This is a genomic window from Sphingobium sp. 3R8 (assembly GCF_020166615.1).
In the GTDB taxonomy this organism is placed as follows: domain Bacteria; phylum Pseudomonadota; class Alphaproteobacteria; order Sphingomonadales; family Sphingomonadaceae; genus Sphingobium; species Sphingobium bisphenolicum.
In genome coordinates this window covers 1-15,989 of record NZ_JAIQXR010000020.1, presented here as the reverse complement: position 1 = coordinate 15,989, position 15,989 = coordinate 1, and the positions used below count along the sequence as shown (strand labels likewise).

14 protein-coding genes are annotated in these 15,989 nt (G+C 65.4%); 9 read left to right on the top strand and 5 right to left on the bottom strand.

Annotated elements, in window-relative coordinates:
• Positions 1–14: 14 nt before the first annotated feature.
• Positions 15–1,181, bottom strand: a complete 1,167-nt coding sequence (gene rnd / locus K9B33_RS17440) for a ribonuclease D (protein ID WP_224550347.1) — start codon at positions 1,179–1,181, stop codon at positions 15–17.
• A gap of 127 nt (positions 1,182–1,308) precedes the next feature.
• Here rnd and aspS point away from each other — a divergent pair, with 127 nt between their 5' ends.
• The 4 genes from aspS to K9B33_RS17420 all read left to right on the top strand — a co-directional run bounded on the left by aspS (position 1,309) and on the right by K9B33_RS17420 (position 5,691).
• Positions 1,309–3,093, top strand: a complete 1,785-nt coding sequence (gene aspS, locus K9B33_RS17435) for an aspartate--tRNA ligase (protein ID WP_224550346.1) — start codon at positions 1,309–1,311, stop codon at positions 3,091–3,093.
• A gap of 119 nt (positions 3,094–3,212) precedes the next feature.
• The gene (locus K9B33_RS17430; protein ID WP_224550345.1) at positions 3,213–3,995 is read left to right on the top strand and encodes a polyphosphate kinase 2 family protein; all 783 of its coding nucleotides are present in this window, start codon (positions 3,213–3,215) and stop codon (positions 3,993–3,995) included.
• Between the two features lie 74 nt (positions 3,996–4,069).
• Positions 4,070–5,383, top strand: coding sequence for a methyl-accepting chemotaxis protein (locus K9B33_RS17425; protein ID WP_224550344.1), 1,314 nt, complete (start codon positions 4,070–4,072; stop codon positions 5,381–5,383).
• A 122-nt stretch (positions 5,384–5,505) separates the two neighbouring features.
• On the top strand, positions 5,506–5,691 hold the full coding sequence (locus K9B33_RS17420; protein WP_224550343.1) for a hypothetical protein: 186 nt from the start codon (positions 5,506–5,508) through the stop codon (positions 5,689–5,691).
• 59 nt (positions 5,692–5,750) lie between these two features.
• Here the strand turns inward: K9B33_RS17420 and bla are convergent, their stop codons facing one another.
• Positions 5,751–6,584, bottom strand: coding sequence for a subclass B3 metallo-beta-lactamase (gene bla, locus K9B33_RS17415; RefSeq protein ID WP_411974039.1), 834 nt, complete (start codon positions 6,582–6,584; stop codon positions 5,751–5,753).
• Positions 6,585–6,739: 155 nt separating this feature from the next.
• Here bla and K9B33_RS17410 point away from each other — a divergent pair, with 155 nt between their 5' ends.
• Entirely contained in the window at positions 6,740–7,705 is a 966-nt protein-coding gene (locus K9B33_RS17410; protein ID WP_224550341.1) for a LysR family transcriptional regulator, read from the top strand.
• Between the two features lie 153 nt (positions 7,706–7,858).
• On the opposite strand, the gene greB is transcribed toward K9B33_RS17410, so the two are convergent.
• The gene (gene greB / locus K9B33_RS17405) at positions 7,859–8,344 is read right to left on the bottom strand and encodes a transcription elongation factor GreB (protein WP_224550340.1); all 486 of its coding nucleotides are present in this window, start codon (positions 8,342–8,344) and stop codon (positions 7,859–7,861) included.
• Positions 8,345–8,453: 109 nt separating this feature from the next.
• Complete coding sequence (locus K9B33_RS17400; RefSeq protein WP_411974038.1) at positions 8,454–10,496, bottom strand: transglycosylase SLT domain-containing protein; 2,043 nt, start codon at positions 10,494–10,496, stop codon at positions 8,454–8,456.
• A gap of 147 nt (positions 10,497–10,643) precedes the next feature.
• On the opposite strand from K9B33_RS17400, the gene dapA reads away from it, so the two are divergent.
• The 4 genes from dapA to K9B33_RS17380 all read left to right on the top strand — a co-directional run bounded on the left by dapA (position 10,644) and on the right by K9B33_RS17380 (position 15,165).
• Entirely contained in the window at positions 10,644–11,522 is an 879-nt protein-coding gene (gene dapA / locus K9B33_RS17395) for a 4-hydroxy-tetrahydrodipicolinate synthase (protein WP_224550338.1), read from the top strand.
• Positions 11,523–11,637: 115 nt separating this feature from the next.
• Entirely contained in the window at positions 11,638–12,120 is a 483-nt protein-coding gene (gene smpB / locus K9B33_RS17390; protein WP_066599515.1) for an SsrA-binding protein SmpB, read from the top strand.
• Positions 12,120–12,710: a DUF2062 domain-containing protein gene (locus tag K9B33_RS17385; RefSeq protein WP_411974036.1), complete on the top strand. Its 591-nt coding sequence runs from the start codon at positions 12,120–12,122 to the stop codon at positions 12,708–12,710. Before smpB ends, K9B33_RS17385 begins: the two co-directional genes overlap by 1 nt.
• A 70-nt stretch (positions 12,711–12,780) precedes the next feature.
• Positions 12,781–15,165 (top strand): ATP-binding protein, encoded by a 2,385-nt coding sequence (locus K9B33_RS17380; protein ID WP_224550337.1) that lies wholly within the window; start codon positions 12,781–12,783, stop codon positions 15,163–15,165.
• A gap of 29 nt (positions 15,166–15,194) precedes the next feature.
• On the opposite strand, the gene K9B33_RS17375 is transcribed toward K9B33_RS17380, so the two are convergent.
• On the bottom strand, positions 15,195–15,596 hold the full coding sequence (locus K9B33_RS17375; RefSeq protein WP_224550336.1) for a hypothetical protein: 402 nt from the start codon (positions 15,594–15,596) through the stop codon (positions 15,195–15,197).
• Between the last annotated feature and the right edge of the window lie 393 nt (positions 15,597–15,989).

Genomic DNA, 15,989 nt, shown 5'->3' with positions numbered 1-15,989 from the left:
CATCGTCGCTCTCCTTATTCCGTGCGCGTCATCTTCAACCGGCCATTCTTGACCGCAAAGGCCATGCGGCCTTCGACCAGATCGACCGCGTCGCGGCCATATTGTTCATAGCGCCAGCCTTCGAGGATCGACAGGCCCTCGCGCACGCCCGCCGCCAGCGCATCGATATCGTCGGTCCGCGCGATCAGCCGCGCCGCCACATTGATGTCGCGCGACCGGATCTTGAGCAGCAGCTTGAGCAGATCGGCGACCAGCGCCCCATCCTTGCCCAGCCCCGGCCGCTTGGGGTCGCGCTCGGGCATCTCGTCCTTGCCCAGCGGCTGGTGCTTGGCCAGCGCGCTCATCAATCGCGCGCCGATATCGTTGGTCCGCCAGGTCGCACTCAACCCGCGCACCTTGCCCAGATCCTCCTGATTGCGCGGCGGGTGGCTGGCGATGTCGGCCAGCGTCTCGTCCTTCACGATCCGCCCGCGCGGCAGATTCTTGTCCTGCGCCTCGATCTCGCGCCAGGCGGCCAGTGCCTTCAGCCGGCCCAGCACGTCCGCCTTCTTGCTGGCGATCCGCACCCGCTGCCAAGCCTGCTGGGGGTCATTCTCATAGTGTGACGGATCGCTGATCCGCTCCATTTCCTGGTCCAGCCAATCGCCGCGCCCGGTCTTGCGCAACTCTTCCAGCATCTTGGGGAAAATCTGGATCAGATAGGTGACGTCGCCGATCGCATAGTCGATCTGTCGTTTGTCCAGCGGCCGCCGCGCCCAGTCGGTAAAGCGCGCGCCCTTGTCCAGCACCACGCCCATCCACGCGTCGACCAGATTGCCGTAACCGATCTGCTCGCCCAGCCCCAGCGCCATCGCCGCGATCTGCGTATCGAACATCGGATGCGGCGTCTTGCCGGTCAGGTTGTGGACGATCTCTATGTCCTGCCCACCGGCATGGAAGACCTTCAGCACATCCTCATTGTCGACCAGCAGGTCCAGCAGCGGCGTCATGTCCAGCCCCGGCGCCTTGGGGTCGATCGCGGCGGCCTCGTTCGGGTCGGCGACCTGGACCAGGCAGAGTTCGGGCCAATAGCTGTTTTCCCGCATGAACTCGGTATCGACGGCGATGTAGGGGGACTTTGCGATGCGGGCGCAGAAATCGGAAAGCGTCTTGCTGTCGGTAATCAGCGGATGAATTTGCATATGGTCTTCGATCTTATTATGGGCTGGCCCGCGTCCGGCGGACTGGTCAATGCTTGACAGCATAGGCCATAGCGGGACTGCAACACTTTGTCATTTCCGTAAAACGAAGCTGAAAGACCAAAACGCCATGCACGCCTATCGCACCCACACCTGCGGCGCCCTGACCACAGCCGATGTCGGCACTGAGGTCCGCGTGTCGGGCTGGGTGCATCGCAAACGCGATCATGGCGGCGTCTTGTTCGTCGATCTGCGCGACCATTATGGCATCACGCAGGTGGTGGCGAAGGCGGACAGCGATCCGCTCCGCGCGCTCGAAAGCCTGCGCCTCGAATCCGTCGTGACGATCGATGGCCATGTCGTCGCGCGCGCACCCGAAGCGATCAACCCGCGCATGGCGACCGGCGAGATCGAGATCGTGGCCGACAGCGTCACCATCCTGTCCACCGCCGCCGAATTGCCGCTGCCGGTCGCGGGCGAGCAGGACTATCCCGAAGATATCCGCCTGCGCTACCGCTTCCTCGATCTGCGCCGCGAAACGCTGCACGCCAATATCGTCAAGCGCACGAAGATCATCTCGGACATGCGCCGCCGCATGGAGGGTATCGGCTTCACCGAATATTCCACCCCAATCCTGACCGCGTCCAGCCCGGAAGGCGCACGCGACTTCCTGGTGCCCAGCCGCATCCATGCCGGCAAATTCTACGCCCTGCCGCAGGCGCCCCAGCAATATAAGCAGTTGCTGATGGTCGCAGGCTTCGACCGCTATTTCCAGATCGCCCCCTGCTTCCGCGACGAAGACCCGCGCGCTGATCGCCTGCCCGGCGAATTCTACCAGCTCGACCTCGAAATGAGCTTCGTCACCCAGGAAGATGTCTGGAACACGATGGAGCCGGTCATCGCGCAGGTGTTCGAACAGTTCGCCGACGGCAAGCCGGTGACCCCCGCAGGCAGTTTCCCGCGCATCCCGCACGCCGAAGCGCTGCTCAAGTACGGCAGCGACAAGCCCGATCTGCGCAACCCCATCCTCATCACCGACGTGACCGAGCATTTCGTCGGATCGGGCTTCGGCATCTTCGCATCGCTGGTCGACAGCGGCAGCGTGATCCGCGCGATCCCGGCGCCCGGCGCAGGCGCAGGCAGCCGCAAATTCTTCGACGAAATGAACAATTGGGCGCGGGCCGAGGGCTATTCGGGCCTGGGCTATATCAACATCAAGGATGGCGTCCCCGGCGGCCCGATCGCCAAAAACCATGGCGAGGAAGCGACCGCCAAGCTGATCGCCGCACTCGGCCTCGGCCCCAATGACGGCGTCTTCTTCGCGGCGGGCAAGGAAAGCCAGGCCGCCAAGCTGGCAGGGCTGGCGCGCACCCGCGTCGGCGAAACGCTCGACCTCATCGACAAGGACCGCTTCGATCTGTGCTGGATCGTGGACTTCCCCTTCTACGAATATGACGAAGACACCAAGTCGGTCGACTTCGCGCACAACCCCTTCTCCATGCCGCAGGGCGGGCTGGACGCGCTGAACAATCAGGACCCGCTGACGATCAACGCCTATCAATATGACATGGTCTGCAACGGCTATGAAATCGCGTCGGGATCGATCCGCAACCAGTCGCCCGAACTGATGGTCAAGGCGTTCGAACTGGTGGGCCTGAGCCAACAGGATGTCGAAGACCGCTTCGGCGGCCTCTACCGCGCCTTCCAGTACGGCGCGCCGCCCCATGGCGGCATGGCGGCGGGCGTCGACCGCATCGTGATGCTGCTGTGCGGCGCGCAGAATCTGCGCGAAATCACGCTGTTCCCGATGAACCAGCGCGCCGAAGACCTGCTGATGGGCGCGCCCAGCGCGGCCGAATTCAAGCAACTGCGCGAACTCCACGTCCGCGTCGTGGAGCCGCAGGCGAAGGGTTGATCCTTCAGTCCGTTCGTCCTGAGCTTGTCGAAGGACTCTCCTGAGCGTAGCGAAGGCACTTCACTGCGTTCAGTGGAGGGCTTCGACTTCGCTCAGCCCGAACGGTAGAGAGGGTAACCATGACCATCGACCTTGCCGACTATGAAAAGGGCGCGAAGTACAAGGGCGACTATGACGCCGACCTGCTCGCCCTGCAGCGGCGGCTCGCCAAGATTCAGGTCGCCCATATCCTCCATGGCAAACGCAGCGTCATCCTGCTGGAGGGCTGGGACGCCGCAGGCAAGGGCGGCATCATCAAGCGGATGAGCGCCGACTGGGACCCGCGCTATTATCAGGTCCACCCCATTTCCGCCCCGAACGCGGAGGAGCGCGACCATCATTTCCTCTGGCGCTTCTGGACGCGCCTGCCCGCCAGCCACAATATCGGCATTTTCGACCGTAGCTGGTACGGCCGCGTACTGGTCGAGCGGGTCGAGGGTTTCTGCAGCAAGGCCGACTGGAAGCGCGGCTATGACGAGATCAACGCCTTCGAAAAGCAGTTGGCGCAGGCCGGCACCAACTTCGTCAAGCTGTTCGTCCACATCACCCAGGAAACCCAGGACGAACAGCTCGCCCAGCGGCTCGATACGCCGTGGAAGCGATGGAAGACCGGCGCGGACGACTATCGCAACCGCGCCCGCCGCGCCGACTATCTCGACGCGATGCACGCCATGTTCAAGAAAACCGACAGCAAGCACGCGCCCTGGCAGGTGATCGACAATAACCACCGCAAGGCGGGGCGGATCGCGGCCCTGACCTATGTCGCCGACCGGCTGGAAAAGCTGGTGCCGATGGATTTCCCCGATGCGGACCCTGCCGTGGTCAAACTGGCGCAGGACGCATTTGGCTATAAATCCAAATGAAATCAGCTACTTGTAACAAAAGTGTCATGAAATTCTAACCGCGCATTTACCATTGACCGTCTAAGCCGCTGTCCATGTTAGCCGCGCCCATCGCCATGCCCGATCCGTCCGTCGTCCCCGGTCTGCCCCTGGCGGAGCGGACGCCGGTCGTGCGCCTGGGCCAGCCGCTCAGCGAGGCGGTGGACTGGTTCCAGCGCGATTCGGCCTTGCGCCTGCTGCCGGTGCTGGATGCGCGCGATCGCCCCGTCGGCGCCATCTATGAGCGCGACATGCGCCGCATCCTCTTCAACCCCTTCGGCCATGCGCTGCTGCGCAATCCCAGTTTCGGCGGACGGCTGGACGATCATGTCCGCCCCTGCGCCACGGTCGATCGCGCCGCCAGCGTGGAGGCGCTGGTCGATCTGTTCGCGGCGCAGGGTGCGGGCTGCGACGGGCTGATCGTCACCGACGCCGGCCTCTATGGCGGCGTGCTCGACGGCGGGCTGCTGCTGCGGCTGGCGGCCGAACGCGACGCGCGGGTGGCGCTGGCGCGGACCGCACGGGTCGAGCAGATCACCCAGGAAAGCGCGGCCTTCCGCCAGGATATCGCGACGATGATCGCCGACATGGCGGCGATGGCCGAACGGCTGTCGGCGCTGGCGGCGCAAGCGGCGGAACGCGCGGCGGGCGACGGCGCGGACTCCGCCGCGATGGCGGTCGCCGCAGCACAAACGGCGGAGCGGCTGGCGGGCGTGGCGTCGGGCGGCAGCGAACTCCACCACCTCTTCCAGGCGATGGAAGCCGAAGCCCAGGCGGCAGGCGCAGCGATCGCCGAAGCTGCCGCTCGCAGCCGATCCGGCGTCGCGCGCAGCACCGCGCTGCAAAGCGAAGCGGACGGCATTGGCGAGGTCATCGCCCTCATCGACAGCATCGCCCGCGCGACCGCCATGCTGGCGCTCAATGCGGGGATAGAGGCGGCGCGTGCGGGGGAGGCGGGGCAGGGCTTCGCCGTGGTCGCGCGGGAGGTGAAGTCGCTTGCCCAGCAGACCCGCGACGCCGCGGCCGGCATAGCCGGGCGGATCGACCATATCCGCACCGCCATCGGCGACGTGGCGGCCGGCCATGCGCATATGGACGCCACCATGGCCCGCGCCGACCGGCTGTCGGCGGCGGTGTTCGAGGCGGTGGCGCGGCAGAGTCTCTTCAGCCGGACCATGGCGGACAGCGTGGCGGAGGCGGGGTCGTCCAGCGCCCATATCCGCACCGGCGCGCGGCAGATCAGCGACAATGCCCAGGCCACCGTCCTGGCGGCGCGGGGGATGCGCGATGTCGCCGACGCCCTGGCCGAGGAAGCGCATCGGCTGGAGCAGCGCGCAGGCGGCTTTATCGCGGCGATCCGCGCCGCCTGAACGATCCCTCTGGCGTCGGCGCGCGAAAAGGTTAGGCTGTTCTTCCAAAGACAGCCGCATTTTCAAGTCGACAATAAGGTCGACGGCTCGGAAAATGCAGCCACAAAAAAGGAGAGGACGCCATGCTCGTGATGTTCGTCGGCACCGATCGCACCCAGACCGCGATCAACCCCGCGCAGGTCACCTTCGTTTCCTCGGTCAGCGACGGCACCCGCATCCGCTTCGGCGAAGGGCGCAGCGTGACCGTGACCGAACCGATCGACGCGGTACTCGACAGCCTGAACCAGGCGCTACGTCCGCACGAATAGGGTTTCCCATCTCCGTTCGGTTCGAGCCTGTCGAAAAGCCTGCGCGAACCGAACGGACGTCACTCCGCCAGCTTCTTGCCCAGCGTGGCCTCCGCCCGCTGCGCATAGGCGCGGCAGGCGCCGGAATCGAGAAACGGGTTGGGCGTGCGCGTCTTGTGCAGCCGCGCCAGCCTGTCGGCCTGATCGTCGGCCGGGTGGGACGGGATCAGCAGGTCGCACCGCATCGCCTTCACCCGCGCGAAGCTGGTGCGAAACGCGTCGACGAACGGCCGGTGCGCCGGATCGGCAAAGCGCCAGCCATCGGGCGCGATCGGATTGAGGCTGGAACCGAAGACGATCGTCTGGCAATCCTTCCCCTCGCAACTTTTCCAGCTCCAGCTCATGCTGCCCAGCGTATGGCCCGGCGTGGCATGGGCGGTGACGGCGGTATCGCCCAGCCGGATCACTTCCCCATCGCGCGCGGCGCGCACCTTCGCGACGCCGGGAAAGCGATCCAGCCAGGCCGCCTGCGGATCGTCGGGGTCGCCGCCGCCCGTCCGCAGCACCGCCGCGCCGGCCGCGCTGGCGATCACGGTCGCGCCGCTGTCCCGCGCCAGCCCGGCGATGCCGCCGGCATGGTCATAATGCGGCTCGGTGGAGAGGATCAGCTTCACCTGTTTGATCGACAGGCCGAGCTGGCGGAGATTCGCCGCAATCTCCGGCACCCCTTCCGGAACGCCGCCATCGACCAGGATCAGCCCCGCGCTGGTGCGGATCATCGCGACGTTCAAATCGCCGAACCCGACCAGATAGGTCGATCCGTAGAGCCGGGCGGGCGATTGCGGTTCCATCCACTTGGCATGATCGGGCGAGACCGGCGGCGATGCGCCGCCGCCGGGCTTGCCCGCACCCATGGTCGCGATCCCAGCCAGGCTAATAGCCAATGCCGCCGTTTTCCGCATGATCCTGCCTCCATTGCTTCGTGAAGGCGAAGCTGCCCTGTCGGGCGGCCGCCCGCAAAGCAGCATTTCTCGACAGAGCCATGAGCCAGGCTTATGGCTCTTGCCCCATGGACCGCTCCCAATTGCCCCTGAACGCCTTGCGCGCCTTCGAGGCGTCGGCGCGTCATCTCAATTTTACCAAAGCTGCCATCGAACTGTGCGTCAGCCAGGGTGCGGTCAGCCAGCAGGTGGCAGGGCTGGAGGCGCGACTGGGCGCGCCGCTATTCCGCCGCCTGCCCCGCGGCCTGATGCTGACCGACGAAGGCCGCGCGCTGCTGCCGGTCATGGGCGACGCGCTCGACCGGATCGGTGCGACGCTGGACCGGATCGAGGGCGGCCGCCCGCGCGAAATCCTCAATCTGGGCGTCGTCGGCACCTTCGCGGCCGGCTGGCTGCTGGATCGGCTGGCGGATTTCGAACGGGCCTGCCCCCATGTCGATCTGCGCATCATGACCAACAACAACCGCGTCGATCTGGCGGGGGAGGGGCTGGACCTCGCCATCCGCTTCGGCGACGGCGCCTGGCATGGCACCCATGCCGACCCGATCCTGCGCGCGCCGCTCGCCCCGCTCTGCACGCCCGAGGTCGCGGCGCGTCTGCCCGATCCGGCCGCGCTCGCGCGCGAAACCCTGCTGCGCTCCTACCGCGCCGACGAATGGCCGCGCTGGTTCGCGGCGGCCGGCTTCCTCTGCCCGCCGCTGCGCGGGCCGCTGTTCGACAGTTCGATCCTGATGGTGCAGGCGGCGCTGCGTGGCCTGGGCGTCGCCTTGGCCCCGCCCGCCCTGTTTCACGCCGATCTGTACGCGGGCCGCCTGGTCCAGCCCTTCGCCACGGCGGTCGATCTGGGCGGCTACTGGCTCACCCGCGTGATGTCGCGCGCCGACAGTCCGGCGATGGCGGATTTCCGCACATGGCTCATTGCCGCTGCCGGGGGGGGGCAGGCGCACGGCAATCCAGAATACAGCCCGTTCACCCTCAGCCTGTTGAAGGGTTTTCTTCTTTCATGTCGCGAGGAGGGAAGAATGGGGCTTTGACAGGCTCAGCCCGAACGGACGGGGCTGGTTCCGGTCTGTTACGTCCGTGCAATGTTGCCACGATCCGTGAATTATAATCACGAATAAGTGTATTGCGTTCCTCAGCTCACGAAAAGCGCAAAACCGCCACAACTGTCCAACTTGCTGTCTCGGTCATGCCGGATAGGCGATCGCCATCACCTCATATTCCTTCTCCCCCGCCGGCAGCAGCACGCGGCGCAGGTCGCCCACCGCCGCCCCGCGCAGCGCGCGCGATATGGGCGATCCCCAGCCGATCCGGCCCGCGTCCACATCCGTCTCGTCATTGCCGACGATGGTGACGGTGCGGTGATTGTCGTCCTCGTCCGCGATGGTGACGGTCGCGCCGAAATAGACCCGGCCCTTGTCGGGCTGCTGGCGGGCATCGACGACCTTGGCGTCCTTCATCTTCTTCGACAGGCGCTTGAGCTGAAAATCGATCTCGCGCATCCGTTTGCGGCCGTAGAGATAATCGCCATTCTCGCTGCGGTCGCCATTGCCCGCGGCCCAACTCACCACCTCGACGATGCGCGGCCGTTCGGTGCCCAGCAAATGGTCATATTCGGCGCGCAGCTTCGCGAAGCCTTCGGGGGAAATATAGTTGGGATAGGGGGTGGTCATGGCGTCACCCTACTGCCCATTCCCATCTTCGTCATCCCGCGCCTGACCCGGAATCCCGCTTTCTTCTCGACGTCGAAGAAGCGCGATGACGCAGCCTGCAAGACTACCCCTAACCCGGCGTCTGCTTGCCCAGATAGCGGCTCAGCACCGCATTGGTCCCCCGGACCTTCGCCCGCTCCGGGTTCATCGCCTCATAGACCACGGCATTTTCCAGCACGCGCTGCACATAGTTGCGCGTCTCGACAATCGGGATCTGCTCGATCCAGCGCAGCATGTCCGCGCCCGGCATCCGTGGGTCGCCATTGGCGCGAACCCATTTGTTCACATTGCCCGGCCCGGCATTATAGGCCGCCACCGCCAGCGGGTAGCTGCCGCCATAATAGTCCAGCATCCGCTGGAAATAGGACGATCCGAGCATGATATTGTAGCTCGGCTCGTTGAGCGATCCAGGATTGTAGCTCATGCCGAGCTTGCCCGCCTGCTCGCGCGCGGTGCCGGGCATCAGCTGCATCAGGCCGCGCGCGCCGGCATGGCTGACGATCTGCTTGTCGAACTGGCTTTCCTGCCGGGCGATAGCATGGACCATGGTCCAGTTATATTGCGCTTCGGACGGCACCGGAACGCGCGGGAAGGCGCTCTGGCCATAACCGGTCAGCCCGCTCGACACGGCGCGGCGGCCGACCATCACGCCCATGTCCGGGCGGCCGATCTTCTGCGCCAGTTCGGCCGCCAGATAATGGTCGGTATCGCTGTCGGCATTGTTGGCGATGGCGCGGGCGAATTTGCTCTGGTCTTCCCAATAACCCATCTGGCCCAGCGCCTGCACCGCGCGCACCACCGTCCGATTGTCGAACGCGGCGCGTTCGGCCTGGGAAATCGGCACCGGCCGCTCAACCGTGGCGGGGGCGGGGATCGGGCGGCCCAGCCGCTCCAGCGCCAGTTGCCCGTAAAACTGATCGGGATAGACGCCCGCCTGGGCAAAATAGCTGTTGGCGGTAGCCGCATCGCCGGACTGGAGCGCGGCGCGGCCGGCCCAATAATAGCCTTTCGACTTGGTCTGGGGCGACTTGGCCGCATCGGCATAGCGGCGGAACATCGTCACCGCGTCGGTCGGGCGGTTCAAATTGTAAAAGGCCGTGCTGCCCGCCAGCCAGGCCAGGCTGGTATAGTCGTCGCGCACGCCGATCGGCTGGGTGCTGATGTCGGTGCCCGGCGCGACTGCGTCGTCGATCTTGCTGGCGATGCCGTAGGCGAAGCTCCACTGGCTGTCATTGGATGCGGCGCGCGCCTGATCCAGCAGGATTTCGTAGAATTTCTCGGCGTTGCTGGGGCGGTAGGCGACGGCGCTGCGGTTCGCCAGATATTGCCGCGCCGCGACCCAGTTGCCGCTGTCGCGCAGCCAGATCGCCTTGTCGGCGACGAAGCCCGCATCGCTCGCGCCCGTGGCCTCGGCCGCCTGCATCAGCATCGCCGCATCGGGCGCCTTGCGCCGGAAGGCGATACGCGCCTGGAATACCGGCCGCCGGGCGGGGCTGACATAGGCGATCATCCGCGCCGCGCCGTTGCTGTCATTGGCCCAGAGCAGCGCGTCGGCACGCTGGTCATGGTCCGCGGGCGTCAGGCTGGAGCCGAACAGCGACAGCAGCCGCGCCTCGTCGGTGGGGCTGAGCGATCCGCCGATCCAGGCATTGCGGGCGGCGATTCGCGCCTCGTCCATCCGGCCGAGCTGCATCAGCGCCACGGCGTTGCGGGCATGGCCGGTCGCGGTTCGCGCCGGGAAGCGCGCAAAGAATCCCGCTACCTGGCTGGGATCGAAACTGTCGGGATTGATTCCCGTCTCCGCCAGCCGCCGCATCCGGTCCTCGCCCGGCCAGCCGGGATTGGCGACGATGAAGCTGGCATAGGTGGAAAAGCCGAGGGCGTCGCTCTGCTGCAAGGCGCGCCACTGGCTGATCGTGCCGGCGATGCTGCCGTCCTGCGCCACGCCGATCCGGCTTTGCGCCTGTTGCCAGGGGCTGGGGCCGTTATTCTGCGCAGGCAGCGGCTGGACGACCGGACCGCGCGCCGTGGGATATTCGGGCGGTACGGGCTGGACCATCTCGGTCTGGGCGCCGGCGCCGGCGGTCATGAGCAACAGGGCAATGATGGGCATGCGGATCAGATAACTTTCGACATGGGTGGTGGCGCGCATGCTGGACATTATCGCAATTGCATCCTTATCAGGCCCTGAATGACGCGCTATAGCGCGCGGCTCGATCGATCATGCCCCGGCTGCCCGGAGATTTGAAGGAGTTTAATCATGTTTTCGGGCTCGATTCCGGCTCTGGTGACCCCATTTCGCGATGGGCTGGTCGATGAGGCGGCGTTTCGCGCGCTGGTGGACTGGCAGATAGAGGAAGGTTCGAGCGCGCTCGTCCCCTGCGGCACCACCGGCGAAAGCGCGACGATGACGGTCGAGGAGCATAATCGCGTCATCGCCATCTGCGTCGATCAGGCCGCCGGCCGCGTCCCCGTGATCGCCGGCTGCGGCTCCAACGACACGCGAATCGCGCTCGAACATATGTATGCGGCGCAGGGTGCCGGCGCGAACGCCGCGCTGGTCGTCGCGCCCTATTATAACAAGCCCAATCAGGATGGCGTGTATCAGCATTTCGCCTATCTGGCCGAACGCTGCGACCTGCCGATCGTCCTGTACAATGTGCCCGGTCGCACCATCACCGACATCGGCGTGCCGGTGATGTATCGTCTGGCCGAGGAATATCAGTCGATCGTGGGGATCAAGGACGCCACCGGGAATCTGGGGCGGGTCACCGCCCAGCGGCTGGCTTGCGGTCCCGACTTCTGCCAGCTTTCGGGCAATGACGAAACGGCGCTGGGTTTCAACGCGATGGGCGGCAAGGGGTGCATCAGCGTCACCGCCAATGTCGCGCCGCGCCTGTGCGCCGATTTCCAGGCGGCCTGCGCGCGCCATGACTGGGATGGCGCCTTGGCGTTGCAGGATCGTCTCTATCCCCTGCACGATGCCCTGTTCAGCGATTCTTCACCCGGTCCGGTTAAATATGCGCTTACGCGCGTGCGCGCCGACATGCCCAGCGACGTCCGCCTGCCGATCACCTGGCCGTCGGAATCGAGCCGGGCCGCGGTCGATCGCGCGCTGGAAATCGCCGGGCTGGTGTAACGACGCGATCGACACCATATCCTGCCCATTCCGGGCGCAGGCATGGAATAGGAGAGGGGCGCGGGGCGTATAGTCGCCATCCCGGCCCGACACGAATGGAAGCATAAACAAGACCATGGCCCGCCCCCGTCCCGCAACCTTCGACAAGAAGAAGATCGTCGCCGAAAACCGGCGCGCACGCTTCGACTATTTCATCGAGGACGTATTCGAGGCCGGCATCGCCCTGCAAGGCACGGAGGTGAAGGCGTTGCGCGGGGGCGAGGGCAATATCGCCGAAAGCTATGCCGAGGTGAAGGGCAACCAGGTGTTTCTGGTGAACAGCAACATCCCCGAATATAGCCATGGCAACCGCGAGAATCACGAGCCCAAGCGGCCGCGCAAGCTGTTGCTGCACGAGCGCGAGATCGAGAAGATGCACAGCGCCGTGTCGCGCAAGGGCATGACTTTGGTGCCGCTGATGATCTATTTCAACAGCACCGGCCGCGCCAAGATCGAGCTGGCGCTGGCCAAGGGCAAGCAGAATCACGACAAGCGCGAGACGATCAAGGACCGCGACTGGAAGCGCGACCAGCAGCGCATCATGCGGGACAAAGGCTGATGAGCCGCCTGACCCGCTGGTGGCACGCCAATTGCCCGACCCGCGAATCGCTTGAACAGAGCCGCGTCCTGGCCCCCGTCGCCCATCGTGTGCTGGAACCCTCGCTCTGGCGCTTCACCCGCCGGTCGGTGCCGCGCGGCGTGGCGCTGGGCCTGTTCGTTGGCATCTTCCTGCTGATCCCCGGCGTGCAGATCGCCGGCGCGGCGTTGCTGGCGCTGCCGTTCCGCGCCAATATCCCGGTCGCCGCCGCGATGACCTTCCTCTCCAATCCCGCCACCACGCCGCTGATCCTGATGGCGTCGGTCTGGCTGGGCAACTGGATGCTGGGGCGCAGCGCCGATGCGACCGGCTTCATGGCTTTGGTCGATGGCCATGCATCGGTGAGCCAATGGACCACATGGCTCCTGTCCGAAGCGGCGCCCGCGATGCTGCTCGGCCTCTTCCTGATCTCGCTCGCCAGCGCCGTCATCGGCTATGTCATCGCAGACTGGTTCTGGCGCCGCCGCATGGGGCGGAAATGGCAGGCGCGCAAATTGAGGATTGGCAAGGTCCATCAAAGCGGCGCATTGGAGAAGGCCGCCGGCGTCTGATCGGCGGAACATTCAGGTCCAGTTTCGTATCAGAGGTGTCGGGTTGAAAAGAGGTGAAGAGGCCTGGCTGATGCAGCCGCGCTCGCGCTTGGCGCTGCCGCTGCTGATCCTCGCCGCCCTGGCCTCCGCCGCGCTCGTCCTCTACGCGGTGGGCAGCTGGCCGCTCGCCGCCGGTTTCGCCGCGACGATCCTGACCGCAGCAGCGCTGCTGACCTGGTATCAGCATCTCTATCCGCCCCAGATTTCGGACCGGGAGGCTACGCCCGACTGGACCGTGGCCCGCGCCGCGGCCGATGCGTCGAGCATGGCGATCGCCGTCACCGACCGGGGCGGACGGCTGGTCTGCGCCAGCGATCTGTTCGGCGAATGGTTTCCCGGCTACCCGACCCCGCCCGCCGTCACTGCCGACGCGGCGCTCAACGACGCCCTCTCCGCCGCCGCCCGCGCCGCCTGGCGCGACGGTGAGGCCAGGCATGAGGGCGTGGCGCAGGGCGCGCTGCGCCTCGACGTCGATGTCGCCCGCACCGGCCGGTCGGAAGATTATCTGCTCTGGCGCTTCTCGCCGGTGCGCCAGCCCAGCGCGCTGGACGACGTCAATCGCTTCCTCACCGGGGAAGCGGGCCGCCAGCTCGGCGAAGCAGGCATCATGGCGGTGCTGATCGGCGGGGAGGGGCGCATCCGCGCCGCCAATGGCGCCTTCCTGCTGCGCGCCGCCGGGCGGATCGACGCCAATATCGGCGGCCGCGACTTCGCCGCCCATATGCGGGTGGATGACAAGGGGCGACTGTTTCTGGCGCGCGAGGAGCAGGGCGGCCTGCCGCTGCGCCTGCTCCAGGTACCCTTGAAGCGCGCCGCCCAGCCCAACGGATCGCAGGCGTCGATGCAGGACGGGCCGATGCTGCTGCTGCTGATCGACGAACCGGCGGGCGGTGGCGGCACCTCCGCGCTCTCCTATATCGAAACCCTGCTGTCGCTGCTGCCCTTCGGCCTCGCCATGGCCGACCGGGACGGGCGCGTCCTGTTCGTCAACAACGCCTTCGCGCGGGTCGCGGGCCTCAAGTCCGGCGACAAGCCCAGCTATCCCGGCGACCTCGTCGTGCGGGAGGATCAGGCGGCGGTCGCCGACGCGGTGCGCCGTTTCGCCGTCGGCCCGCAAATGTCCGGCGACATCGCGGTGCGGATGCGCGACACGCCCGACGATCCGATCGCGCTCAGTCTGGCCGGCGTGCGGGGCCTGGGCGAAGCGGCGGTGCTGCTCAGCCTCAAGGACAATAGCGAAGAATCCAAGCTCAAGCGCCAGGTCGCGCAGGCGACCAAGATGCAGGCGATCGGCCAGCTCGCCGGCGGCGTCGCGCATGATTTCAACAATATCCTGACCGCGATCATCGGCCATTGCGACCTGATGCTGATGCGCCATACGCCGGGCGACAGCGATTATGACGATATCCAGCAGGTGAAGTCGAACAGCAATCGCGCCGCGGGCCTGACCCGCCAGCTGCTCGCCTTCTCGCGCCAGCAGACCTTGCGCCCGCAGATATTGCAACTGCCCGACATCGTCGCCGACGTTTCCAACCTGCTCAAGCGCCTGCTCGGCGAAAATGTGAAGCTGGACGTGACCCACGGTCGTAATCTGGGCGCGATCCGCGCCGATCCGGGCCAGTTGGAGCAGGTGATCGTCAACCTGGCGGTCAACGCCCGCGACGCCATGCCCGAAGGCGGCACCGTCAATATCCAGACCTACGCCGTCCCCGCGATCAAGGTGCGGGAGATGCGCCAGCAGATATTGCCGGTGGGCGATTATACCGCGCTGCGCGTGTCGGACACCGGGCTCGGCATCCCGCCGGACATCCTCGCGAAGATTTTCGAACCCTTTTTCACCACCAAGGAACTGGGCAAGGGCACGGGCCTTGGCCTCTCCACCGTCTACGGCATCGTCAAACAGTCGGGCGGCTATATCTTCGCCGAATCCGAACTGGGCCGCGGCGCGAGCTTCGTCATCTACCTGCCGGTCTATGCCGGCGCCGACGCCGAACAGCCGGCCCCGGTGAAGGCGCCCGCGCCGCGGCCCGAAACCTGGGGCACCGGCACCGTGCTGCTGGTGGAGGACGAAGATATGGTCCGCGCCGTCGCCGAACGGGCGCTGACGCGGCAGGGCTATAAGGTGCTGACCGCCAATGACGGCGAACAGGGTCTGGAGGTGCTGGGCGGCCCGGAGAAGATCGACCTCCTCATCTCCGACGTCGTCATGCCCAATATGGATGGCCCCGCTATGGTCGCCCAGGCCCGCCGCGCCTATCCCGACCTGCCGGTGCTGTTCATGTCGGGCTATGCCGAGGAACAGCTGCGCAAATCGATCGACATCGCCCATGTCGCCTTCCTGCCCAAGCCCTTCTCGGTCAGCCAGCTGGCGGAGGCCGCGCGCGACGCGCTGGCGATGCGGCCGACGGCCAAGTGATCGAGGGACAGACAGCGCCCCTCTTTTGCTCAATCGCCGGAAACGTCGCCGTCATCGTCCTTCCGCTTCGCAGCCACGCGGCGCGATCGTGTTGCCTGGATCAGCTTTTCGATCTCGAACAATAAGGTCCGGCCCTCATCGGTCTTTCCGTTGTCATCGTTGGGGTCGTCGGCGAAAAGGGCCTTCGCCTGCGCGGCGAGTGCGATCAGTTGCGCATAGCGCTCTTCGCCGAGTTTCTTGCGCACTTTCCCGAACCCCTCGGTCAGCGCATGAAATTCGGTGTCGATGTTTTGATCGTGGAAAACCCCGGTTGCGTCGATAAAGGTGGGGGCACCTAAGATCATAGATCCCAGCATATCATAAATTTCGCTAAGTGAATCTGGAATATAGGGATTGGTTTTACGATAAGAGCTAACAAAATATTCAATCATTTTTTTGTCTCCGGTCGTGTTATAATATAGCTACTATTTAATCCGACCTGACGAGGGCGAATGATAATAACATGATTGGGCTTGAAATCTGTATTGAAAAAACCTCTTACTTGTGCATTTTCCAAGGTTTTTTGCGTTAAAGTCACATCATAGGCAATGTCTCCGATGCGTGCATCCGGCAACCGGAAGGTCAGTTCGCTTCCTGAAGTGTCATTTTCTCTTCTATTTACGCGTACGGGCCCTTTTCCGGCCGATTCAATACCATACCGACTGAACTGCTTGCGCAGATCGAACCGTACTCTTCGATCAATGAAATTGCCGAGAGCTTCCCGTTCTGACAGTCGAATGGTTAGGCCGTAGACTCATAAGCCCTGAGCCACAGCCGCATTGAGG